This is a genomic window from Mycobacterium adipatum (genome assembly GCF_001644575.1).
GTDB classification, from domain to species: Bacteria; Actinomycetota; Actinomycetes; order Mycobacteriales; family Mycobacteriaceae; genus Mycobacterium; species Mycobacterium adipatum.
This window is the reverse complement of sequence record NZ_CP015596.1, coordinates 2,073,826-2,094,118: the sequence shown is the minus strand read 5'-3', so window position 1 is coordinate 2,094,118 and position 20,293 is coordinate 2,073,826. Positions and strand designations below refer to the sequence as shown.

General features: G+C 69.0%; 23 protein-coding genes. 14 read left to right on the top strand and 9 right to left on the bottom strand.

Features of this window, described 5'->3' with window-relative positions; translation table 11 throughout:
* Positions 1-19 precede the first annotated feature (19 nt).
* Together A7U43_RS10040 and A7U43_RS10035 are read right to left on the bottom strand one after the other, a co-directional pair.
* On the bottom strand, positions 20-1,417 hold the full coding sequence (locus A7U43_RS10040; RefSeq protein WP_156525881.1) for an ABC transporter substrate-binding protein: 1,398 nt from the start codon (positions 1,415-1,417) through the stop codon (positions 20-22).
* Positions 1,418-1,536: 119 nt separating this feature from the next.
* On the bottom strand, positions 1,537-2,049 hold the full coding sequence (locus tag A7U43_RS10035; protein ID WP_067994241.1) for a YflT domain-containing protein: 513 nt from the start codon (positions 2,047-2,049) through the stop codon (positions 1,537-1,539).
* Between the two features lie 165 nt (positions 2,050-2,214).
* Here A7U43_RS10035 and A7U43_RS10030 point away from each other — a divergent pair, with 165 nt between their 5' ends.
* The gene (locus A7U43_RS10030; RefSeq protein ID WP_067994238.1) at positions 2,215-2,844 is read left to right on the top strand and encodes a DUF4190 domain-containing protein; all 630 of its coding nucleotides are present in this window, start codon (positions 2,215-2,217) and stop codon (positions 2,842-2,844) included.
* Positions 2,841-3,287: a DUF4190 domain-containing protein gene (locus tag A7U43_RS10025; protein WP_067994236.1), complete on the top strand. Its 447-nt coding sequence runs from the start codon at positions 2,841-2,843 to the stop codon at positions 3,285-3,287. Before A7U43_RS10030 ends, A7U43_RS10025 begins: the two co-directional genes overlap by 4 nt.
* Here the strand turns inward: A7U43_RS10025 and A7U43_RS10020 are convergent.
* Entirely contained in the window at positions 3,284-4,267 is a 984-nt protein-coding gene (locus A7U43_RS10020; protein WP_156525880.1) for an HpcH/HpaI aldolase/citrate lyase family protein, read from the bottom strand. The genes A7U43_RS10025 and A7U43_RS10020 overlap by 4 nt on opposite strands.
* 25 nt (positions 4,268-4,292) lie before the next feature.
* Between A7U43_RS10020 and A7U43_RS10015 the strand changes: the two genes are divergently transcribed.
* The 4 genes from A7U43_RS10015 to A7U43_RS10000 all read left to right on the top strand — a co-directional run bounded on the left by A7U43_RS10015 (position 4,293) and on the right by A7U43_RS10000 (position 8,779).
* Positions 4,293-5,588: a magnesium transporter MgtE N-terminal domain-containing protein gene (locus A7U43_RS10015; protein WP_067994230.1), complete on the top strand. Its 1,296-nt coding sequence runs from the start codon at positions 4,293-4,295 to the stop codon at positions 5,586-5,588.
* Positions 5,585-6,142 (top strand): DUF1003 domain-containing protein, encoded by a 558-nt coding sequence (locus A7U43_RS10010; protein WP_082902072.1) that lies wholly within the window; start codon positions 5,585-5,587, stop codon positions 6,140-6,142. The genes A7U43_RS10015 and A7U43_RS10010 overlap by 4 nt, the downstream gene beginning before the upstream one ends.
* A 154-nt stretch (positions 6,143-6,296) precedes the next feature.
* Positions 6,297-7,526 (top strand): lytic transglycosylase domain-containing protein, encoded by a 1,230-nt coding sequence (locus tag A7U43_RS10005; protein ID WP_067994227.1) that lies wholly within the window; start codon positions 6,297-6,299, stop codon positions 7,524-7,526.
* 110 nt (positions 7,527-7,636) lie between these two features.
* Positions 7,637-8,779, top strand: a complete 1,143-nt coding sequence (locus A7U43_RS10000) for an Mrp/NBP35 family ATP-binding protein (protein ID WP_067994223.1) — start codon at positions 7,637-7,639, stop codon at positions 8,777-8,779.
* On the opposite strand, the gene tatB is transcribed toward A7U43_RS10000, so the two are convergent.
* The 4 genes from tatB to sigE form a co-directional block, all read right to left on the bottom strand.
* On the bottom strand, positions 8,776-9,180 hold the full coding sequence (gene tatB, locus A7U43_RS09995) for a Sec-independent protein translocase protein TatB (RefSeq protein WP_067994220.1): 405 nt from the start codon (positions 9,178-9,180) through the stop codon (positions 8,776-8,778). The genes A7U43_RS10000 and tatB overlap by 4 nt on opposite strands.
* A complete protein-coding gene (htrA, locus tag A7U43_RS09990) occupies positions 9,181-10,671 on the bottom strand; it encodes a serine protease HtrA (RefSeq protein WP_067994218.1) in 1,491 nt (496 codons plus the stop codon).
* Positions 10,672-10,740: 69 nt separating this feature from the next.
* The gene (rseA, locus tag A7U43_RS09985; RefSeq protein WP_067994215.1) at positions 10,741-11,136 is read right to left on the bottom strand and encodes an anti-sigma E factor RseA; all 396 of its coding nucleotides are present in this window, start codon (positions 11,134-11,136) and stop codon (positions 10,741-10,743) included.
* A gap of 89 nt (positions 11,137-11,225) precedes the next feature.
* Positions 11,226-12,014 (bottom strand): RNA polymerase sigma factor SigE, encoded by a 789-nt coding sequence (gene sigE, locus A7U43_RS09980; protein ID WP_067994212.1) that lies wholly within the window; start codon positions 12,012-12,014, stop codon positions 11,226-11,228.
* A 177-nt stretch (positions 12,015-12,191) separates the two neighbouring features.
* On the opposite strand from sigE, the gene A7U43_RS09975 reads away from it, so the two are divergent.
* From A7U43_RS09975 to A7U43_RS09945, 7 genes are all read left to right on the top strand, one after another.
* The gene (locus tag A7U43_RS09975; protein ID WP_067994207.1) at positions 12,192-12,833 is read left to right on the top strand and encodes an O-methyltransferase; all 642 of its coding nucleotides are present in this window, start codon (positions 12,192-12,194) and stop codon (positions 12,831-12,833) included.
* Between the two features lie 85 nt (positions 12,834-12,918).
* Positions 12,919-13,566, top strand: coding sequence for a TetR/AcrR family transcriptional regulator (locus A7U43_RS09970; RefSeq protein WP_067994204.1), 648 nt, complete (start codon positions 12,919-12,921; stop codon positions 13,564-13,566).
* Positions 13,566-14,456 carry an ABC transporter ATP-binding protein gene (locus A7U43_RS09965; RefSeq protein ID WP_067994201.1) on the top strand — a complete coding sequence of 297 codons (891 nt, stop codon included), beginning with the start codon at positions 13,566-13,568 and terminating at the stop codon, positions 14,454-14,456. Before A7U43_RS09970 ends, A7U43_RS09965 begins: the two co-directional genes overlap by 1 nt.
* Positions 14,457-16,070 (top strand): ABC transporter permease, encoded by a 1,614-nt coding sequence (locus A7U43_RS09960; protein ID WP_197499988.1) that lies wholly within the window; start codon positions 14,457-14,459, stop codon positions 16,068-16,070.
* A complete protein-coding gene (locus A7U43_RS09955; RefSeq protein WP_067994198.1) occupies positions 16,067-16,729 on the top strand; it encodes a methyltransferase family protein in 663 nt (220 codons plus the stop codon). The genes A7U43_RS09960 and A7U43_RS09955 overlap by 4 nt, the downstream gene beginning before the upstream one ends.
* A 27-nt stretch (positions 16,730-16,756) precedes the next feature.
* Positions 16,757-16,951, top strand: a complete 195-nt coding sequence (locus tag A7U43_RS09950) for a hypothetical protein (protein WP_156525878.1) — start codon at positions 16,757-16,759, stop codon at positions 16,949-16,951.
* A gap of 35 nt (positions 16,952-16,986) precedes the next feature.
* A complete protein-coding gene (locus A7U43_RS09945) occupies positions 16,987-17,574 on the top strand; it encodes a DUF4126 domain-containing protein (RefSeq protein ID WP_067994192.1) in 588 nt (195 codons plus the stop codon).
* Here the strand turns inward: A7U43_RS09945 and glgC are convergent.
* Entirely contained in the window at positions 17,571-18,785 is a 1,215-nt protein-coding gene (gene glgC / locus A7U43_RS09940; protein ID WP_067994190.1) for a glucose-1-phosphate adenylyltransferase, read from the bottom strand. The two genes, A7U43_RS09945 and glgC, sit on opposite strands and share 4 nt — an antisense overlap.
* Positions 18,786-18,938: 153 nt before the next feature.
* On the opposite strand from glgC, the gene glgA reads away from it, so the two are divergent.
* Complete coding sequence (gene glgA / locus A7U43_RS09935) at positions 18,939-20,102, top strand: glycogen synthase (protein WP_068002339.1); 1,164 nt, start codon at positions 18,939-18,941, stop codon at positions 20,100-20,102.
* On the opposite strand, the gene A7U43_RS09930 is transcribed toward glgA, so the two are convergent.
* On the bottom strand, positions 20,099-20,269 hold the full coding sequence (locus A7U43_RS09930) for a DUF3117 domain-containing protein (protein ID WP_068002337.1): 171 nt from the start codon (positions 20,267-20,269) through the stop codon (positions 20,099-20,101). The two genes, glgA and A7U43_RS09930, sit on opposite strands and share 4 nt — an antisense overlap.
* Positions 20,270-20,293: the final 24 nt, after the last annotated feature.

The following is a 20,293-nucleotide window of genomic DNA, read 5'->3' as shown; positions in this document are numbered from 1 at the left end:
GTTCGCTCGCAAGCATCGCTCACGGGATCAGCCCCTTGCCGTCGATGGCCTTCTGTACCTGTTCGGCCAGTTCGTCCGCGGTGCGCTCGGGATCGATGTCGGTGATCGGCGCCAGGGTGGCCGAGATCCGGGTCGAGACCGACTGGTACACCGGCGTGGCCGGCCGCACCGCGGCGTTGGTGAGTTGCTGTCGGATGATCTCGTACTGCGGGTACTTCTTCTGGAATTCCGGGTCGTCGTAGAGCGAGGCCCGCACCGCGGGCAGCCCGCCCTCCACCGAGGTGTAACGCTGGTTGTCGACGTTGCGCAGGCAGCGGATGGCCTCGAAGGCCTCGGCCTTGTGCTGGGTGTTCTTCCCGACCGCCAGGTTGAGCCCACCCAGAGTCACCCGCGCCGACTCGCCGTCCCGCACACCCGGGTACGGCGCGAAACCGAAGACCTTCTTGCTGGCGTCGTATGCGGTGTTGAACTGTTCGTCGGTGGGCGAGAAGCTCCCCGCGTCGTTGATCGCACCGGCCAGTGCGGGATCCTCGTTGAGCGGTAGGAACGCGACGCCACCCTTGACGGCGTTCTCCAGCATGGACGGCAGCACGAACGGCCAGTTGACCTCGAGCGCGGCTTTGCCCTGTTCCAGCGCCAGGCGCGCGGTGCCCTCGTCGGTCTGGGTGATCGACGGGTCCGCACCGGGTGCGGTGGCAACGTCTTTGATGATCTGCAGCGCCTTGACGGTCGCCGCCCGGTGCTCGGCGGTGTCGGTCAGTGTGACGGTCTTGCCGTCGTCGGAGAGCACCTGACCCCCGGCACTTTCCAGCAGCGTGTTGAACCACACGACCAGACCTTCGTACTGCTTGCCCTGCACCGCGATCCAGCTGGGTCCCCCCGCGGCGTACTGACGCTTCGCCTCGGCCACCATCTGATCCCAGTTCGCCGGCGGCGCGGGCATCAAATCTGCGCGGTACCAGAGCAATTGAGTGTTCGTCGTGATCGGCGCCGCGTACAGCTTGTCCTGCCACTTGGCGGTCTCCAACGGGCCCGGCAAGGTGTTGGCGGCGGCATCGGATTCGGCCTGGCCCGCGGGGTCGTCGGACAACGGCAACGCCCAACCGGCTTCGGCGAATTCGGCCGTCCACACCACATCGAGTGCCATCACATCGAGTGATTTGTCGTTGCCGGTGAGCCGGCGGGCCAACTGCAGGCGCTGGTCGTCGGCCCCCTTGGGCAACGAAACCTGCTTGATGGTGAACCGTCCACCGAGCTGCTCATTGCACTTCTCGGCGACCGCCGTGAAGGTTGCCATCTCGTTGGCCGGTGTGTAGTAGCTGATGACGATGCCGTTCTGGGCCTCACCACACGCCGTGACCACCGAACCGACCGTCAGCGCGGCCATCACCCCGGCGCAGAGTCGTCGCTTCAGCACTTCCGGCCTCCGTCTGCGTTGATGGCACCGCCGGAGCGGCTCCGGGCGAGAACGTCCCGCGGGGCAAACCTAGGGCTACAAGCGCGGAATATGCAACCGTTTCCCGGGCGCGTCGCCCATCAGATCGTCAAGCGCGCCAGCAGATCCCGCCCCTGCTCTGCGCTTTGCGGATCACAGAGCACGTCGTAACGGCCCGCCACGAGCTGCATGGTGGAGCTGAAATCTCTTGTGCCACGGGCCATCGCGTACGGAACGGCCGAGGTGATGAGGCCGAAGAAGACACCCGCGATCAGGCCGGTGGCCAGTGCGCCCCACGGACTCGGGCTGAAGAAGCCCAGGATCAGCCCGATGAACAAGCCCAGCCAGGCACCCGAGAGCACCCCGCCGCCGAGCACCTTCGGCCACGACAACCGGCCGGTCACCCGCTCGACCTGCATCAGATCGACGCCGACGATGGTGACCTGCTGCACCGGGAACTGTTGATCGGAGAGGTAATCCACCGCCCGTTGGGCCTCGGCGTAGGTGGGGTACGCCCCGATCGGCCAGCCCTTCGGCGGGGTCGGCAGTGCGGATGGGCCACGCGAGCCGGGTCGGCCCACGGGGTCGTTGCCGGGCTGGAGGGGACCGGTCATGGCTACTCGTTCTCCTTCGTTCGCGTCAGCGCTCCACGACCTGTGCAGACGGGTACGCGTCCTTCGGGTTCGATGCCACAACCCTAGCCCCCGAACGGTGCCGGCGCGCCAGTGCCCCGCACTGGCAATCACCCCGGGTACCAGCACGTACGCTAAGTTTGACGGATGACCGATCCGGGTGAGAACGCAGGGGCAACGCCACCATCGGACGGCGGTTCCGGTACCGAACCGACCACGGCAGGCGGTGCCTCCGAGCCGACCTCCGCCGGTTACGAGGCGCCCCCGATCGAGCAATCCCCCGCCGAACCCACCCCGCCGACGACGCCCGCTTACCCGGACTATTCGCCGCCACCGGCCTACGGCGGTTACCCGCCGCCCGCTTTCCCGCCGCCGGACTATGCGTCCACCGGCTACCCGCCACCGCCCCCGGGCTTCGGGGCACCCCAGGGCGCACCCCCGCCCGCGGGTTATCCGCCGGCGCCGCCCTACGGCGCATCCCCGTACGGCGGGCCGCCGCCGGGCTACCCGCCGCCGTACGGCTCCATGCCCGGCTACGGGGGCTACGGACCGGCACCACAGCCGGGGACGAACTCCCTGGCCATCGGCTCGCTGATCGCCTCCCTCGCCGGAGTCCTCTGCGGGATCGGCTCGATCATCGGCATCGTGCTCGGCATCGTCGCGCTCAACCAGATCAAGCAGAACCACCAGGGCGGCCACGGACTCGCGGTGGCGGGCATCGCGGTCGGCGCGCTGACGCTGGTGTTCAGCTTCATCATCGCCGTCGCGGTGCTGTGAGCGAGGGCCCTGCGCAGCCGCCCGCGGGCGAGCCGAACCCGGCGTGGGACTACCCCGCCGATCCGGGTCTGCCGCCGCCGATCTACCCCGGACCGCCCGCCGGCTTCCCCGGCGCACCCGGCTACCCGCCGCCCGGATATCCCGGCTACCCCGGCGCCCCGGTGTTCTACGACCCGTACCGGCCGGCGAAACCCCCCGGAACCAACGGCAAGGCGGTCGGCGCGCTGGTCGCCGCCCTCGTCGGGCTGTTGTTCTGCGGGGTGCCGTCGGTGGTGGGGCTGGTGCTCGGCGTCATCGCGATGCGCGAGACCAAACGCACCGGCCAGGACGGCTACGGGCTGGCCCTGGCCGGGACCGTCATCGGCGGGCTGGTCACCGCCGGCCTGGTCCTGATGATCCTGCTGTGGATCGGCGTCGTCGCCAGCGGCTTCACCCTGGTTTAGCTCTGCGAAGACCCCGTGGGCGGCCGGTAGGGCTCACCGGTGCGGACCATCCCGGCGGCGCGGCCCTTACCCGCGACCACCAGCGCCATCTTGCGGCTGGCCTCGTCGATCATCTCGTCGCCGAGCATCACCGCCCCGCGGGCTCCACCGGCCGCCGAGGTGTGCCACTCGTAGGCATCCAGGATCAGCTCTGCGTGGTCGTAGTCGGCCTGCCGCGGGCTGAACAGCTCGTTGCCCGCGGTGATCTGGTCCGGGTGCAGCACCCATTTCCCGTCGTAGCCGAGCGCAGCCGACCGGCCGGCCACCCGGCGGAACCCCTCGACATCGCGCACCTTCACATATGGCCCGTCGATGGCGTTGAGACCGTGGGCGCGGGCGGCCACCAGGATGCGCATCAGCACGTGGTGGTGGGCGTCGCCGAGGTCGTACCCCTCGGGCTGCCCGCCGACCTCCAGGGTGCGCATGTTGAGGCTGGCCGCCATGTCGCCGGGGCCGAGCACCAAGGCCTGCACGCGCGGCGCGGCGGCGATGGCGTCGATATTCGTCAGGCCCTGGGCATTCTCGATCTGCGGCTCGATACCGATGCGGCCCACCGGCAGTCCATGGGTCTGCTCCAGCTGGGTGAGCAGCATGTCCAGCGCATGCACATGGGTGGCGTCGGGCACCTTGGGCAGCACGATGATGTCCAGCACCGACCCGGCGCGGGCCACCTCGGTCACCACCTCGATGACGTCGGCGTGGGTCCATGGCGTCGTCCAGTCGTTGACGCGCACCCCTTTGAGCGACGAGCCGTTCCAGCCGGGCCCGGCCAGTGCGGCGGCAACCCGGGTCCGGGCGGCCGCCTTCGCATCGGGGGCCACCGCGTCCTCGAGATCCAGGAACACCTGGTCGGCCGCCAGGGTCTTGGCCTTCTCGATCATTTTGTCGCTGCTGCCCGGAACCGACAGACACGTTCGTCGGGGGCGATACCTGTTGTCCACGCCCCCAGTCTCTACGCTTTGACTCATGGCGGCGGTTACCCGGGTATATGCAGCCCGGCTGGCGGGCATGGTCGTCCTCGGCCCGGACGGCGAGTCGATCGGCCGTGTCCGCGATGTGGTGGTCAGCATCAGCATCGTTCGCCAGCAGCCCCGCGTGCTCGGACTTGTGGTCGAATTGCTCACCCGCAGAAGAATTTTCGTGCCCATCCTGCGGGTGACCGCCATCGAGCCCAGCGCCGTCACGCTGACCACCGGCAATGTCTCGTTACGCCGGTTCTCCCAGCGCCCCGGTGAGGTGCTGGCGCTGGGCCAAGTGCTGGAGACCCGGGTACGGGTCGATGACCCCGACCTCGAGCAGCTCGCCGGCCAGGATGTGATCGTCGTCGATCTCGGCATCGAGCAGACCCGTACCCGCGACTGGATGGTCACGAAAGTGGCGGTGCGCACCCAGCGCCGGCTCGGTCGCCGCAGCAACATCCATGTCGTGGACTGGAAACATGTGCAGGGCCTGACCCCGTCCGGATTGGCCATGCCCGACCAGGGTGTCGCGCAGTTGCTCGAGCAGTTCCAGGGGCAGCGTCCGATCGAGGTCGCCGACGCCGTCCGCGAGTTGCCGGCCAAACGGCGCTTCGAGGTGGTCAACGCCCTCGATGACGAACGTCTGGCCGACGTGCTCCAGGAACTGCCCGAGGACGAGCAGGTGGCCGTGCTGCGGCAGCTGAAGACCGAACGTGCCGCCGATGTCCTGGAGGCGATGGATCCCGACGACGCCGCCGACCTGCTGGGGTCGATGGCGCCGGCCGATGCCGAGCAGTTCCTGCGCCGGATGGATCCGGAGGACTCCGAGGATGTGCGGCGGCTACTGAGTCATTCGCCGAACACGGCCGGCGGTCTGATGACCTCCGAGCCGGTCGTGTTGGCCCCGGACACCACGGTCGCCGAGGCGTTGGCCCGGGTCCGGGACCCCGACCTGACGCCGGCACTGGCCTCGCTGGTGTTCGTGGTGCGACCCCCGACCGCGACCCCGACCGGGCGCTATCTGGGCTGCGTACATCTGCAGCGGCTGCTGCGTGAGCCGCCCGCCGCGCTGGTCAGCGGCATCGTGGACAAGGACCTGCCCAGCCTGCGTCCCGAAGAACCGCTCGGCGCGCTGACCCGGTACTTCGCCGCTTACAACCTGGTGTGCGGGCCGGTGGTCGACGAGGAGAACCATCTGCTCGGCGCGGTGTCCGTCGACGATGTGCTCGACCACCTGCTGCCCGATGACTGGCGTGAGCGCGAAGCCGAGTCCCTGATCGTCACCACGGAGAAGTCGACGTGAGCGACAGGATCGACACGCCGCGGGATTCGCGCCGCTGGCTCACCCCGCAGTTCGACGTCGAGGCCGCGGGCCGCTTCGGCGAGTCGTTCGCGCGGTTCCTGGGCACCGGGCGTTACCTGGCGATCCAGACGGTTTTTGTGATCGTCTGGATCCTGTTGAACCTGTTCGCGGTCACGCTGCAGTGGGATCCGTACCCGTTCATCCTGCTGAACCTGGCCTTCTCCACTCAGGCGGCCTACGCCGCGCCGTTGATCCTGCTGGCGCAGAATCGCCAGGAGAACCGGGACCGGGTGGCCCTGGAAGAGGACCGCCGCCGGGCGCAGCAAACCAAGGCCGATACCGAATACCTGGCCCGCGAACTGGCCGCGCTGCGGCTCGCGGTCGGCGAGGTGGCCACCCGCGACTATCTGCGCCGCGAACTCGAGGAACTCCGGGAGATGCTGGTCGAACTGGTGCCACCCAAACCGAAGAAGAACAAGGGCAAGCGGGCCACCGCGGCGGACGTCGCGCCCGACGAGCCGACCGACGACGCCGAGCAGACGCCGGGCCAGTGAACATCGGTTGCCGCCAATGCCGCACCATGACGACGTGGGACTGGGTATGGTGACCAGGTTCACAAACGGTCGGGTACCGCACATCTAGGACGGTTGAGTGGTCAAAGGGGGAGCCTCCGCCCTCGCTGCAGCGCGGCACGGAGCGGAGCGACTGATGCGGACGGTGGCTGATTCTGCTCCCAGCACACGCGGGTTGACGGGGATCGCCATCCTCACCCCACTGGTGCTGACCCTGGGTGTGGGTGCCTCCTCGCCGATCGTCAAGCCGGTGCTGGAGACCACCGTGACGCCGCTCGCGGCGGTCGTGGACACCCCCGACCGCGATGCCGGTGTCACCGTGGTGGCCGCGGCAAAGGCCCCGCGCCCGTTCCAGACCGCGGGCTCGGCGCTGTCGGCTCCCCCGCCGGCCGCCGTGGTGAATGCCCCCGGCAACCTTCGCATTCCGACGGTCGCGCTGAACGCCTACCGCAACGCCGAACGGATGATGGCCTCTGCCGCGCCGAACTGCGGGATGAGCTGGAACCTGCTGGCCGGTATCGGTCGCATCGAGTCGATGCACGCCAACGGCGGCGCCACCGATGTCAACGGCACCGCCGCAAAACCGATCCTCGGGCCCGCCCTGGACGGCACGCTGCCGGGCAACGAGGTGATCGTCCAGAGCCGCAACAACGATCGAGTCACCTACGCCCGGGCGATGGGCCCGATGCAGTTCCTGCCGGGCACCTGGTCGCGGTATGCCTCCGACGGCAACGGTGACGGCAAGGCCGAGGTGCAGAACCTGTACGACGCGACGCTCGCCGCGGCGCGTTACCTGTGCAGCGGTGGCCTGAACATGCGCGATCAGAGCCAGGTGATGTCCGCGATCCTGCGCTACAACAATTCGGTCGCCTACGCCCGCAACGTGCTGGGCTGGGCCGCCGCGTACGCCACGGGCGTGGTCCCGGTGAATCTGCCGCCGATCACCGGACCGGTGCCCGCCCTGGGCATGGGCAATGTGCACCTGGACACCGAACCCGAAGGCCTCGGGCCCGGCCTGCCGCTCAACGCGCTCGGCTTGCCCTCGACCGATCCGATGGCCGTGATGCCCTTCTTCGACCTCGGCCGCGCCGATGTGGCCGACCGCCTGCCCGTGCCGCCCGGGCCCGGTTCGCCCACGGCCGTGCCGAGCTGCGCCGTGTTCTGTATCGGGCAGAACACCCCGGCTCCGGCCGCGCCCGTCAATCCGTTCGCCCCACCGCCGGCCGCGCCGTTCAACCCGTTCGCCCCACCGCCGCCGGCCGCCGCGCCACCGGCACCGTTCAACCCGTTCGCCCCACCGCCGCCGGCCGCGGTGGCTCCGGCGGTGCCCGCGCCGCTGGGCCCCCCACCCGGCCCCGCGGCCTGAGCGTCCCACCCGGCCCCGCGGCCTGAGCGTCCCACCCGGCCCCGCGGCCTGAGCGTCCTACCCGGCCCGGCGCCCGGTTGGCCGGTCATCGCGGCCTAGACTCGCGGGTGATGTCTGCAACTGATTCCGACCTGCAAGCAGCGGTGCGCGCCGCGCTCGGCAAGGTCGTCGACCCCGAACTGCGCCGCCCGATCACCGAGGTGGGCATGGTCAAAGCCGTCACCATCGACGCCGACGCCGGTGTGCACGTCGAGGTGTACCTGACCACCGCGGCCTGCCCCAAGAAGACCGAGATCATCGATAAGGTCACTGCGGCGGTCACCGACGTCCCGGGCACCGGCGCGGTCAAGGTCACCCTCGACGTGATGAACGACGAGCAGCGCGCCGAGCTGCGCAAGCTGCTGCGCGGCGACTCCCGCGAACCGGTCATCCCGTTCGCCCAGCCCAACTCACTGACCCGGGTGTACGCGGTGGCCTCCGGTAAGGGTGGCGTCGGGAAGTCCAGCGTCACCGTGAATCTCGCGGCGGCCATGGCCGCCCGCGGCCTGTCGGTGGGCGTGCTGGACGCCGACATCTACGGCCATTCGGTGCCCCGGATGATGGGTGTGGTGGATCGGCCCACCCAGGTCGACTCGATGATCCTGCCGCCGATCGCCCATGACGTGAAGGTCATCTCGATCGCCATGTTCACCCAGGGCAACACCCCGGTGGTGTGGCGCGGACCGATGCTGCACCGCGCGCTGCAGCAGTTCCTGGCCGATGTGTACTGGGGCGACCTGGACGTGCTGCTGCTCGACCTGCCGCCGGGCACCGGCGATATCGCCATCTCGGTGTCCCAGCTCATCCCGGGTGCGGAGATCCTGGTGGTCACCACCCCGCAGTCGGCGGCCGCCGAGGTCGCCGAACGGGCCGGCGCGATCGCCCTGCAGACCCGCCAGCGCATCGTCGGTGTGGTGGAGAACATGGCCGGCCTGACCCTGCCCGACGGCACCGTGATGGACATCTTCGGGTCCGGCGGCGGCGCCCAGGTGTCCGCGTCGCTGACCCGGTCGGTGGGTGCCGATGTGCCGCTGTTGGGTCAGATTCCGCTGGAACCGAGCCTGGTGGCCGCCGGGGATTCCGGAGTCCCCTTGGTGTTGTCGGCACCGGATTCACCCGCGGCCAAGGAACTGCGCAAGGTCGCCGACGCCCTCGGGGCGCGCAAGCGTGGCCTGGCCGGGATGTCGCTGGGACTGGACCCGGCGGGCCGCTAGGTCGCGTCGCTGTCGAAGCGGGTGCCGCCGGGCGGTTCGCCGCCGCCGGGCGGCGTCGGATCGGCGGCGGGTTTGGGCGCGTCCGGGGATACCGGTTTGACCGGCTTGTCGAAGTTCCCGGTCAGGAAAGAGTCGTCCCCGTCGAGCAGGTGTTTGGTCAGTGCCGCCCGCGGTGTCATCCCGCGCAGCTTCTGCAGCTCGCTCAGCGGCTCGCGCAGATCCTCGAACTCCGGCCCCAGATCCTGACGCAGCTGACTGGTGGCCCCGCTGAGGTACTCACGCACCTGACGGACCGCGCCGGAGGTCCAGCGGATCGCTCCGGGCAGCCGTTCGGGGCCGAGGATGACCAGGCCGGCCACCACCAGCAGCAGCATCTCGCCCCAGCCGACGTTGGCGAACATTTAGGGTGCGCCGTCGCCGATCGGGGTGACGGTCAGGGTGACCCGGCGACCGTCGCGAACGACCTCGATGGGAGCGGGCTCGCCGATCTTGAGCTGACGCACGGCGACCACGAAGCCGTCGGCATCGGCGACATCGCGGTCCCCGACCTTGACCACCACATCGTTCTCCAGGATCCCGGCCCGTTCCGCGGGTCCGCCGACCTTGACGTCGGCGATCTGCGCGCCGGAGGCCAGGTCGTTGCTGGCCGAGCGGGCGGTCAGGCCGAGGGTCGGATGGGAGATCCTGCCGGCCTCGATCAGCTTCTGCGCCACATCCTTGACCTCGTTGACCGGGATCGCGAAGCCCAGACCGCTGGCGCTGTCGGACAGTGATTTGCCCGCGGTGTTGATGCCGATGACCTCGGCAGCCATGTTGATCAGTGGGCCACCGGAGTTGCCGTGGTTGATCGAGGCGTCGGTCTGCACACCGTCGATGACGGTGTCGGTGTCGGAGCCGTCGCCCGACAGCGCCAACGGGCGGTGCAGCGCGCTGATGATGCCGTGGGTGACGGTGCTGCGCAGGCCCAGCGGGGCGCCCGCCGCAATCACCTGCTCACCGACCTGGAGTTTCTCCGAGTCGCCCAGTTTCGCGACGCTGAGGTTGTCGACGTTGTCGACCTTGATCACGGCCAGATCGGTTTTGGGGTCACGGCCGACGAGGTTGGCCGGGACTTCCTTGCCGTCGTTGAACACGACCGTCATCTTGTACTTGCTCGGGTTGATCGCCGCTTCGGAGATGACGTGGTTGTTCGTCACGATGTAGCCGCGCCCGTCGATCACCACACCGGAGCCCTGCGAGCCCTCTTGATCGCTGGTGGCTTCGATGGTGACCACCGAATCGGCCACGGCGGCAGCAACTTCGGCGAACTGGCCGGCGGGCTCGGCCGGCCGGTCGCTGGTCTCCAGGGTGACCTTGGAGGTGGTGAAGGCCTCCACCACCTCGGCGGTCTTGCGGCCGACGACACCGCCGAGCGCCCCGATGACGAGCGCGATGATCGCCAGGATCACCAGCGCGGTGACCGAGACCTTGCGGCCGAAGAGCACATCGCGGACGCCGAGCTTGCCCTGCGGCGCCGCAACGACGACGGGCGCACTCGGTGCGGCCGCCGGGGCGCCCAGCGCTGCTGCGGCGGACGGGTCGCGCCACGGATCGTCGACGTCGTCGGCGTCGGTATCGCGTTCGGCATCCAAGGCGCCGGCGTCGGCGGGGTGGCGCTGCAGCGAATCGCCACCGGGGTACGGACGTCCGAAGGCCTCGGCCAGGACCGGGTCCGGCGACAGGTTCTTCGGGGTGTACTCGCCCTGGTCGCGGTGATTGTCGGCACCGAGGAACGAGCCGGACACCCCGTTGGGGCGGCCGAAGGCGCGTTGGGAGGCGGGGTCGACCGGCGGACGAGAAACCGGACGGGGGGCAAGACGCGGGTTGGCACCCGATTGGTCCTGATTGGTCACCCGTGCATCACTCCCGGCTCAAGCGCGCACCCTCGACGGCACCCGCGACTGATCGTGTTCGTCTCAACCCTACCGGCGCTTGCGGCGGGCGCGACCTGCGCCTTCGGCAATGTCGGCAGGCGCTTCCCCGGCGGCGGGGATCTCGGGATCGCGCTCGGGTATCTGGGACAGCAGACCCAGCAGCGAATTGGGCATCGCGATCGGGCAGGCGTCCCGCAGCGCCGAGCGCGCTTGCCGTTGGGCCTCCACCTCACCGGCGCACGACGGGCACAACGACAGGTGGTGCCCGGCGCGCAGATGCGCGGTCATCCGCAGCTCGCCGTCGACGAACGCGGCGATGGCTTCGGTGGACAGATGCTCGGTGGACCCGAAACGACGCGGCCCGACCGGCCCGCTGCTCTGGGAGGCGAATTGCGCGGGCAGCCAGGAGAACGCGCGACGGAACACATCGCCCGGGTCAGCCATCACCCGACTCCTCTCGGAACGCCGCGCCGTTGAACACACACTGCTCAATTGAATGTAGCGCGGTAATCCGCGCCTCACACCCATGACGCTCAGGCGGAGGCGGTCAGCTGATCCGAATGCTTGGCAAGATGCTCGCGCAGCGCCTGCCGACCACGGTGGATACGGCTGCGCACCGTGCCCAGCTTCACACCGAGGGTGGCGCCGATCTCCTCGTAGGACAAACCCTCGATATCGCAGAGCACGACGGCGGCGCGGAACTCGGGCGGCAGCGAGTCCAGCGCGGCCTGCAGGTCGGGCCCCAGCCGGGAGTCGTGGTAGATCTGCTCGGGGTTGGGATCCTCGGCCGGCACCCGGTCGTAGTCCTCGGGAAGCGCCTCCATGCGGATGCGGGTGCGGCGGCGCACCATGTCGAGGAACAGGTTGGTGGTGATGCGGTGCAGCCAGCCCTCGAAGGTGCCGGGCTGGTAGTTCTGCACGGACCGGAAGACGCGGATGAACGTCTCCTGGGTGAGATCCTCGGCGTCCTGCTGGTTACCCGAGAGGCGGTAGGCCAGCCGGTACACCCGGTCGGCGTGCTGGCGCACCAGTTCGTCCCAGGACGGCATGGCCGCCTTGTCGCCGGTGGCATCGAACACCGCGGTGCCGGTCAGCTCGTCTGACGGCTCCACCCACCCGTCCTCGGTGTACTGCTCCAGGTGGGGCATGGACACCGGGCTGGCAACAGGCGTTGCGGTGTTGGGCGAGACTGCAGCGTTGGTGATCGTCGGATCCTCCGTGTCGAGATGGCAGGCCGTTGTGGGCGGCGTCTGCGCGTTATCGAGGGAAACGTGGGCCAGGCCGTCCGTATTCCGTGATCGCAAGCTTTCGCCGTGTTCCATGGGAAGTACCGTCTCCGACCGGGGTGTGCCTGGCATATGAGCAAACTGAACAATTCCTGAGAATGCGGAGTACCCACCGTTCGACCAGGTAAAACCGCCTGAAATCGGGTGTGATTCTCGTGTCAGGGGCGGGCGTGTCGGGGGCCGGACCGTCGCAGTTCGCTCTACGCTGCGGGCATGGCCAGCACCGACGACGCCGCCCAGTCGATCGTCTCGCACGCGGAGGCATCGATCACCGAGGACGAGGTGACGGCCGCCGCACGCGAACGCGCGGTGGACAGTGGCGCCGGCGCGGTGACCCCGGCGGTGGGCGCGCTGCTGAGCGTGCTGGCCCGCCTCACCGGAGCGAAAGCCGTGGTCGAGGTCGGTACCGGAGCGGGAGTGAGCGGGTTGTGGCTGCTGGCGGGCATGCGCGAGGACGGTGTGCTGACGACGATCGACGTCGAACCCGAGCACCAGCGGTTGGCCAAGCAGGCGTTCGCCGAGGCCGGTGTCGGCCCGTCCCGCACCCGGCTGATCAGCGGCCGCGCGCAGGAAGTGCTGACCAGGCTGGCCGACGAGTCCTATGACCTGGTGTTCGTCGACGCCGCGCCGGCCGATCAGCCGCAGTACGTCGCCGAAGGGGTGCGGTTGCTGCGACCGGGCGGTGCGATCGTCGTGCATCGTGCCGCACTCGGCGGCCGCGCCGGGGATGCCTCGGCCAACGATGCCGAGGTCGCCGCGGTGCGCGAGGCGGCGCGGCTGATCGCCGAGGACGAGCGCTTCACCCCGGTACTGATCCCGTTGGGTGACGGTCTGCTCGCGGCCGCGCGCGACTGACCGGGCCGCCCGCCCGGGTTCTTGACGAGTTCTTGACGGGCTCACCCCTTGACGCTCGACTGAACGAGTGTTTAACGTACTAAACGTGCGTTCAAGCGACGATCTGACGACCACCGCGCGGATCCGCGACGCCGCGATCCAGCAGTTCGGCGAACACGGGTTCGGCACCAGCGTGCGGGCGATCGCCGCGGCCGCCAGGGTGAGCGCGGGCCTGGTGATCCATCACTTCGGCTCCAAGGATGCGCTGCGCAGGGCGTGTGACGACCACATCATCGAGGAGATCCGCAGCTCGAAATCCGAGTCCATCCAGTCCTCGGATCCTGCGACATGGTTTGCCCAGATGGCCGAGATCGAGGACTACGCGCCGATGATGGCCTACCTGGTGCGCAGCATGCAGTCCGGCAGCGATCTCGCCAAAGCCCTGTGGCACAGGATGCTGGACAACACCGAGGAGTACCTCGAGGCCGGCGTGCGAGCCGGCACCGTCAAGCCGAGCCGGGACCCCGGGGCGCGGGCCAGGTTTCTCGGGTTGAGCGGGGGCGGGGCCTTCCTGCTCTACCTGCAGTTGCACGACAATCCCACCGATGTGCGTGCGGTGCTGCGCGATTACGCCGCGGAGATGGTGCTCCCCGCCCTTGAGGTCTACACCAACGGCCTGATGGCCGATTCCACGATGTACGACGCGTTCGCCGCCCAGCGCGAGCAGGGTCTCGCCGAGGAGGACGAAAAGTGATGACACAGGCAGTCCAGATCGAAGGTCTGACAAAGAGCTTCGGCCGAAGCAGGGCGCTGGACGGACTCGACCTGAGCGTCGCCCCCGGAGACGTCACCGGCTTTCTCGGACCGAACGGGGCGGGCAAGTCGACGACCATCCGGATCCTGCTCGGCCTGCTGCGCGCGGACAGCGGCGCGGTGCGACTCCTGGGTGGCGATCCGTGGCGCGACGCCGTCGCGTTGCACCGCCGGATCGCCTACGTGCCGGGCGATGTCACGTTGTGGCCGAATCTCACCGGTGGTCAAGCCATCGACTTTCTGGCCCGCCTGCGTGGCGGCACGGTCGACAACCGGCGCCGTAATGAACTCATCGAACGTTTCGAGCTGGACCCGCACAAGCCCGCCCGCACATACTCCAAGGGCAATCGGCAGAAGGTCGCCATCGTCTCCGCGTTCAGCACCGACGCCGAGTTGTACATCCTCGACGAACCGACGTCGGGACTGGACCCCCTGATGGAGCGGAACTTTCAGCGGTGCGTCACCGACGTCGCCGGCCGCGGCGCGGCGGTGCTGCTGTCCAGCCACATCCTCGCCGAGGTCGAAAAGCTCTGCGATAACGTCACCATCATCCGGGCCGGGCGTACCGTACGGACGGGCACCCTCAGCGAGCTGCGCGACCTGATGCGCAACACCATCACCGCTCGCACTCGGGGCGACGGAAACCGGTTGCGCGAGTTGGCGTTCCTCCATGATTTCGCCATCCAGGACGGACAGATCAGCTTCTCGGTGGACCGCGCAGATCTCGACATCACCATGGACCGTCTCGCCGCGCTCGGCATCGACGAACTCGCGGTGGCGCCGGCATCGCTGGAAGACCTGTTCCTGCGCGAGTATCAGGGGGTGAGCTAGGTGGGCACCGCCGTCGCAGCCACCCGGCATCGGGCGCCGGCGGCGGAATCCGCACTCACCGGGACCACCGCGGCACTGCGACTTGCACTGCGCCGCGACCGTATTCGACTGGCGATCTGGCTCACCCTGCTCACCCTGATGATGGCCTACACCCCGGGTGCGCTCGAGCTGGCCTACCCCGCCGAGGAACAGCGGCGGACCCGCGTCGAGCTGATGCAGACCCCGGCGGGGATCATCATGGGCGGGCCGATGTTCGGACGCGACGAGACGGCCCTGGGTGCCATGATCGCCAACGAACTGATGCTGTCGATGATCGTGGCCGCCTCGATCCTGGCCGTTCTCACCGTCATCAGGCATACCCGGCGCGATGAGGAAAGCGGCGCAGCCGAACTCGTGCTGTCCTCGGTGGTCGGCCGGCACGCCCGCACCGCCGCAGCATTGATCCTGGTCGGCGGCGTCAACGCCCTTCTTGCCGGCACCGTGACAGCAGCGCTCGTCGCCAACGGTTTCGGGATCGCCGACAGCGCCGCCTTGAGTCTCGGCATCACCGCCGTGGCAGTGGTTTTCGGTGCGCTGGCGGCCGTCACCGCCCAGCTGTGGCGCCAGGCACGCACCGCCACGGGCGCTGCGTTGGGTGCGCTCGCCGTGGCAGCGTTGGTACGCGGCATCGGTGATGTCATCGACAACTCCGGCAGCCTGGTGAGCTGGTTGTCCCCCATCGCCTGGGCGCAGCAGATGCGGTCCTTCGTGGAGCTGCGCTGGTGGCCGCTGCTCATGCTGATCGGGCTCACCGCGGCGCTGGTGGTGACCGCCGCGGTACTGGAGTCTCGGCGCCAGTACGACGACGGCATCATCGGTTCCGGCGACCGACGTCGCGATGCGCGCCCGATTCCCAACGTGTTCGCCCTGCACCTGATGCTGCAACGCGGCCAGCTGCTCGGCTGGGGCATCGGGCTCTTCGTGGCGGGCCTGGCATTCGGGTCGATGACGACATCGCTGCTGGGCGCAGCGGAGCACAACGAACTGCTCGCGCGGGTGCTCGCGGTGTCGGGCACCGATGGTGTGTACACCACCATGTCGCAGTTCCTGGCCGCCGCTGTCGGTGCCTACGTGGTGGCCGCCGTCGTGCGAACGTTCAGCGACGAGCAGTCCGGACTGTCCGAGCAGGTGCTGGCCGCCGCGGTGTCGCGCTGGCGGTGGCTGCTGACCTCGGTCGCGGCGGCGTTGACCGGGGCGGCTGCGTTGCTGTTCTGCGCGGGACTGGGCAACGGCCTGGGCGCCGGGATCACCGTCGGCGAACCGGCCACCGCCTGGCGGCTGACCGGCGCCGCGCTGACCTTCCTGCCCGCCATGGCGGTCCTGGCGGGGGTCGCGGCATTCGCCGTCGCGTTGCGCCGGACCTGGATCGGGTGGCTCGCCGTGGCATTCGTGGTGACCTCGCTGTATCTCGGTGCGCTGCTGCGCCTGCCGCAGTGGCTGCTGGATGCCTCACCGATCGGGCAGACCACGGCCCCGGCCGATTTCCCGGTCACCGCCCTCGTCGCGATGCTCGCCGTCGCGGCCGCCGCCACGCTGCTGGCCGGCTCGATCTATCGAACACGGGACATGGGATGAAACTCGTCGCGCAGACCGTCACCGGGCTCGTCTTCTTCCTCGCCGTATTGTTCTGGCCGGCAGGCACCTTCGACTATTGGCAGGCCTGGGTCTTCCTCGCGGTGTTCGTCGCGACGACCGGCGTGGGGAGCGCCTACCTGGCGGCCCGCTACCCGGACGCCCTGGCGCGCCGCATGAAGGCCGGTCCCACCGCGGAAACCCGTCCCGCGCAACGGATCATCATGACCCTCACGCTCACGTTGGTGGTCGTGACGTTCGTGCTGTCGGCGCTCGACCACCGGTTCGGGTGGTCGCAGGTGCCGGTGTGGCTGGTGATTGCCGGGGATCTGCTGGTCGCGGCCGGCCTCGGCGTGACCCAGCTCGTCATCGTGCAGAACAACTATGCGGCGGCCACCGTCCGGGTCGAAGCCGGGCAGCCGCTGGCCGACACCGGGCTCTACGGCTGGGTGCGCCACCCGATGTACACCGGCGCGGCCGTCATGATGCTCGGCACCCCGCTGGCCCTGGATTCGTGGTGGGGCCTGCTCGGCGTGCTCGCCTCGGCCCCGGTGATCGTCGCGCGCATCCGCGACGAGGAACGGATGCTGAGCGAGGAACTGGTCGGCTACCCCGAATACATGACGAGGGTGCGCTACCGGTTGGTGCCCTACCTGTGGTGAGCGGCGGCGGTGGCTACAGTGCAGTCCATGACCGACAAGGCATGCCCCGGTAGCGGGAAGAGTTGGACGGTCGATATCGAGGGCAAACCGATCTGCCCCCGGTGCCGCCGATCGCTGGCCACCGTGGCGGGTAAGGGACGCAAGATCAAGGATCTGCCCGCGGTCCCCCGCCACGACAAGCCGTCCCGCGCCACCTCCAAGAACACCCGCCGCCCGAACTGATCCGTTCCCGACCGCTGCGGCCACATACTGAATCCATGGAGCTGCTCACCGGTTTCGGGTTGGCCACCGCGGCGGGGCTCAACGCCTACATCCCGCTGCTGGCGCTCGGCGTGTTGTCGCGTTTCACCGATCTGGTGGCGCTGCCCACGAGCTGGGCGTGGCTGGAGAACGGCTGGGTGATGCTCATCGTCGGGGTGTTGTTGATCATCGAGATCGTCGCCGACAAGATCCCCGCCCTGGACACGGTCAATGACGCGGTCCAGACGTTCGTCCGGCCGACCGCCGGCGGCATCGTCTTCGGGTCCGGCACCGCCGCCCAGACCGCGGCCGTCACCGACCCGGGCGCCTTCGCGTCATCGGGTCAGTGGATCGCGGTGGTGATCGGCATCCTCACCGCACTGGTGGTGTCGCTGACCAAGTCCGCCGTGCGGCCGGTGGCCAATATCGGATCCGCCGGGATGGCGGCCCCGGTGCTGAGCACCGCCGAGGACGTCACCAGTGTCGGGCTGGTCTTCGTCTCGATACTGCTGCCGGCGCTGGTCCTCGTCGCACTGGCGGCCGTCGCGTTCGCGGCGGTCCGGGTGTGGCGGTGGCGCCGGCGCCGCAGGGCCGCGGCCCCCTAGATCCAGACGCCCTTGCCGACGGCGACCACGCCGCCGGAGCTGATGGAGAACCGTTCCCGGTCCTTGTCCAGGTCGACGCCGACCATCTCGCCGGGCCCGACCACCACGTTCTTGTCGAGGATCGCCCGGCGCACCACGGCACCGCGTCCGATGCGCACCCCGGGCATCAACACGCTGCCCTCGACGATCGCGCCGTCGTCGATGCTCACGTTGGACGACAGCACCGAGTTTCGCACCGAGGCGGCCGAGATGATGCTGCCGGCGCCCACCACGGACTCCTGTGCCGAGCCGCCGTTGACGAACTTCGCCGGCGCCAGGTTCTCCGAGCCACCGCGGATCGGCCAGCGCTTGTTGTACAGGTTGAACACCGGGTGCACCGACACCAGATCCATGTGCGCGTCGTAGAACGCGTCCAGGGTGCCGACATCGCGCCAGTAGCCGTGATCGCGTTCGGTGGCGCCGGGCACCTCGTTGTCATCGAAGTCGTAGACGCCGGCCATTCCGTCGGCCACCAAGCGCGGGATGATGTCGCCGCCCATGTCGTGGTCGGAATGGTCCTCGTCGGCGTCGGCCTTGATGGCGTCGATCAGCACCTTGGTGGTGAAGATGTAGTTGCCCATCGAGGCGAAGGTCTGCTCGGGGTCATCGGGCGTGCCGGGCGGGTCGGCCGGCTTCTCCACCCAGCCCCGGATCCGGCCGGATTCGTCGGCGTCGATGCAACCGAAGGCCGACGCCTCGGCCCGCGGCACCCGGATGCCGGCCACCGTCGCCCCCGCGCCGCTCTCGATGTGATGGGCCAACATCTGCTCGGGGTCCATCCGGTACACGTGATCGGCGCCGAAGATGACGATGTAGTCCGGGTCCTCGTCGTAGATGAGGTTCATCGACTGGTAGATGGCGTCCGCGGATCCGGTGTACCACCGCGGTCCGAGCCGTTGCTGCGCAGGCACCGGGGTGATGTACTCCCCCGCCAGGCCCGACAGCCGCCAGTTCTGCGAGATGTGCCGGTCCAGCGAATGCGACTTGTATTGCGTGAGAACGCAGATCCGCAGGAACCGGGCATTGACGAGGTTCGACAAAACGAAGTCGATCAACCGGTAGCCGCCGCCGAATGGCACCGCCGGCTTCGCCCGGTCCGCCGTCAATGGGTAAAGGCGCTTACCCTCCCCCCCAGCCAGGACGATACCCAGCACATGTGGCGCTTCCCTCATGCTGCCAACCTATCGGTCCGCCCGCAGTGCGGCTAGCCAATCGCCCCGATCGATGGCTGCATGTCAAGGAGTTTGGGCGCCGGCGGACCCGATCATGATTCGCGATCTGGATGAGGGGTGCGCGGCGATGTTTCGCCGGATACGGTGCACACCATGCGGGTGGCGATGATGTCTCGGGAGTATCCGCCGGAGGTGTACGGCGGAGCCGGCGTGCACGTGACCGAACTCGTCGCGCAACTTCGACGATTGTGCGAGGTCGAGGTGCACTGCATGGGTGCGCCACGGGACACCGCGATCGTCGCCGCGCCCGACCCCGCGTTGGCGTCCGCGAACCCGGCGCTGTCGACGTTGTCGGCCGACCTGGTGATGGCCAACTCGGCCGCCGGCGCGACCGTGGCGCATTCGCACACCTGGTACACCGGGATGGCCGGCCATCTGGCGTCGCTGTTGCACGGCATCCCCCATGTCCTCACGGCCCACTCGCTGGAGCCGATGCGGCCGTGGAAGGCCGAGCAGCTCGGCGGCGGGTACCGGGTGTCGTCGTGGGTGGAACGCACGGCCGTGGAAGCTGCCGCCGCGGTGATCGCCGTCAGCTCCGGGATGCGCAGCGACGTGCTGGCCACCTATCCGGCGCTGGATCCCGCCCGGGTGCATGTGGTGCGCAACGGGATCGACACGTCGGTGTGGTTCCCGGCCCCACCCGAGCCGCAGGGTTCGGTACTGGCCGAGCTCGGTGTGGACCTGAACCGGCCGATCGTCGCGTTCGTGGGCCGGATCACCCGGCAGAAGGGTGTCGCGCACCTGGTCGCCGCGGCGCACCGGTTCGCCCCCGACATCCAATTGGTGCTGTGTGCCGGCGCCCCGGACACCCCGGAGATCGCCGCCGAGGTCAGCGCGGCGGTGCAGGAACTGGCCGCCGCCCGGTCCGGTGTGTTCTGGGTACGAGAGATGCTGGCGATCGGCAAGATTCGCGAGATCTTGTCGGCATCAACGGTTTTCGTTTGCCCATCGGTCTACGAACCGCTGGGCATCGTGAACCTCGAGGCGATGGCCTGTTCGACGGCGGTGGTCGCCTCCGATGTGGGCGGCATACCCGAGGTGGTCGCCGACCACGAAACCGGACTCCTCGTGCACTACGACGCCCACGACTCGGTCGCCTTCGAGTCGGGGCTGGCCGACGCGGTCAACGCGCTGGTCGCCGAGCCCGAACGCGCCCGCCGCTACGGTGCCGCGGGGCGGCAACGCTGTATCGAAGAGTTCTCCTGGGCGCGTATCGCCGAGGAGACCCTTCAGATATACAACCTGGTGACGAGCTAGCTACTCGTCACGTTCTTGAGTTCTTCGCCGAGCGCGGCGGCCTCATCGGGGGTGAGCTCGACCACGAGCCGCCCTCCGCCTTCCAGTGGTACCCGCATCACGATGCCGCGCCCCTCTTTGGTCGCTTCCAATGGACCGTCACCGGTCCGGGGCTTCATCGCCGCCATCGTGTGCTCCCTCCGCATGAGCCG

Coding starts and splice junctions, on each gene's coding strand:
- sigE (WP_067994212.1), bottom strand. CDS start 12,014: ATGGAACACGGCGAAAGCTTGCGATCACGGAATACGGACGGCCTGGCC.
- A7U43_RS09965 (WP_067994201.1), top strand. CDS start 13,566: ATGACACAGGCAGTCCAGATCGAAGGTCTGACAAAGAGCTTCGGCCGA.
- rseA (WP_067994215.1), bottom strand. CDS start 11,136: ATGGCTGACCCGGGCGATGTGTTCCGTCGCGCGTTCTCCTGGCTGCCC.
- glgC (WP_067994190.1), bottom strand. CDS start 18,785: ATGAGGGAAGCGCCACATGTGCTGGGTATCGTCCTGGCTGGGGGGGAG.
- A7U43_RS10005 (WP_067994227.1), top strand. CDS start 6,297: ATGCGGACGGTGGCTGATTCTGCTCCCAGCACACGCGGGTTGACGGGG.
- A7U43_RS10030 (WP_067994238.1), top strand. CDS start 2,215: ATGACCGATCCGGGTGAGAACGCAGGGGCAACGCCACCATCGGACGGC.
- A7U43_RS09950 (WP_156525878.1), top strand. CDS start 16,757: ATGACCGACAAGGCATGCCCCGGTAGCGGGAAGAGTTGGACGGTCGAT.
- A7U43_RS09975 (WP_067994207.1), top strand. CDS start 12,192: ATGGCCAGCACCGACGACGCCGCCCAGTCGATCGTCTCGCACGCGGAG.
- A7U43_RS10035 (WP_067994241.1), bottom strand. CDS start 2,049: ATGACCGGTCCCCTCCAGCCCGGCAACGACCCCGTGGGCCGACCCGGC.
- A7U43_RS09930 (WP_068002337.1), bottom strand. CDS start 20,269: ATGGCGGCGATGAAGCCCCGGACCGGTGACGGTCCATTGGAAGCGACC.
- A7U43_RS10015 (WP_067994230.1), top strand. CDS start 4,293: ATGGCGGCGGTTACCCGGGTATATGCAGCCCGGCTGGCGGGCATGGTC.
- tatB (WP_067994220.1), bottom strand. CDS start 9,180: ATGTTCGCCAACGTCGGCTGGGGCGAGATGCTGCTGCTGGTGGTGGCC.
- glgA (WP_068002339.1), top strand. CDS start 18,939: ATGCGGGTGGCGATGATGTCTCGGGAGTATCCGCCGGAGGTGTACGGC.
- A7U43_RS09945 (WP_067994192.1), top strand. CDS start 16,987: ATGGAGCTGCTCACCGGTTTCGGGTTGGCCACCGCGGCGGGGCTCAAC.
- A7U43_RS09955 (WP_067994198.1), top strand. CDS start 16,067: ATGAAACTCGTCGCGCAGACCGTCACCGGGCTCGTCTTCTTCCTCGCC.
- A7U43_RS10000 (WP_067994223.1), top strand. CDS start 7,637: ATGTCTGCAACTGATTCCGACCTGCAAGCAGCGGTGCGCGCCGCGCTC.